The sequence below is a fragment of the Caulobacter sp. SSI4214 genome, assembly GCF_012184455.1.
GTDB lineage: Bacteria > Pseudomonadota > Alphaproteobacteria > Caulobacterales > Caulobacteraceae > Caulobacter > Caulobacter vibrioides_E.
Window position 1 is genome coordinate 1 of record NZ_SZWJ01000178.1, and the last position, 1,337, is coordinate 1,337.

1 protein-coding gene is annotated in these 1,337 nt (G+C 62.4%); it reads right to left on the reverse strand.

All coding sequences use genetic code 11. The annotated features are described in order from the left end of the window. Positions 1-148: 148 nt before the first annotated feature. On the reverse strand, positions 149-1,337 hold a 1,189-nt coding region (locus FCU40_RS22975; RefSeq protein ID WP_168078115.1), incomplete at its 5' end, for an Ig-like domain-containing protein.

Sequence of the window (1,337 nt, forward strand, 5' to 3'; positions counted from 1 at the left end):
CCGCGCCAAGCGCGGCCTCGACCTTTGGACGCAGGTCGGCCTCGCAGTCGGCGGCCAGGGCTTGGCCAGCCAGCAGCGACACGGCCGCAGCCATGGTCATCATCCAAGCTTGCTTCATCGCGACAACGCCTCTTTGACCGATAGATGGCTACTGCGGGCCATAGACATTGAAGACTTGATAGGATTGGGCGGTGTGCCCGTGCCCGTCGTTGATGGTGTACCAGACGACGATGGCGGCATAGTTGCTGCCGGGGCTGCCGCTGTTCGACAGGAAGGGCGCGCTGTAGACGAGGGTGTTGCCGCTCCTGCTGACCGAACCGATGTTGCTGGGACAGGCGCTGGCGCCGTTGATCTGGCCATAGGCGCAGTAGAAGTTGTCGATCGATTGGACGGTCAGAGCGTCGCCGTCCGGGTCGGTGTCGTTGGTGGTGGGATCGACATAGACCGTGGTCGACTGCCAGACCGGATCGGTGGTGCCGGGGTTGGCCGTCGGGGGTTTATTGGCCGGCGGGGCGCTCACATAGACGTTCACAGCGGCTTGCGCGGTGCCTCCGCGGCCGTCTGAGACGGTATAGTAGAAGCCGTCGGTGCCGCTCCAGTCAGCTGCCGGGACATAAGAAATATAGTTGTTGCTGTTGGTCCATGCGCTCCCATGGAGGGGAGGGGTGACGCTGAGTAGGGTGAGCGGATCGCCGTCTGGGTCGCTGGCGTTGGCAAGCCCGTTGAAGTAGGCGTACGAGTTGGCCGCAATGTTTACATTGAAAACTGTGGCGACCGGATTGTGGTTCACAGGCGCCGGCGGATTAATCGTAATGTATATCTGGCCCGAATCGCTCGTCCCGCCAGCGCTTGTGGCTTGGTAGACGAAGTAATCGCCGCTGTTTCCGGTGCCTGCGTAGGCGTTGTAATAAAGGTTTGAGCCGCTGATGTAGGCGTCTCCCTTCGGGTAACCGATCAGGGCCAGGCTCGTGTAGTTGGTCTGCGGCGAGAGCGGGATCACAGTCTGGACGCGCTCGGTCACCGTTGCTGTCACATTGCCAACACGCGGGCGGACATTAATCGTCGCGGTTGCGGGAGCGCTGGTGCCGGCCGCGTTGGATGCGGTGTACTGCAGTGAGGTCTGGCCGCTCCAACCATTGGTGGGCGAGAAATAGATGTTTGTGCCGCTTGGCGTTGCCGAGGCGTTGGCTGGATTGGAATAGACCGCCACGCTCGTGGGCGCTGGACCACTGATCGACAGCGGTAGGGCGTTGTTGGTGGTGTTGCCGGCCACGGTGGTGGTGAAGGGGCCGGCGACGGGCGTGGAGGCCGTCGCGTTGATCGTGACGTTGACCGTC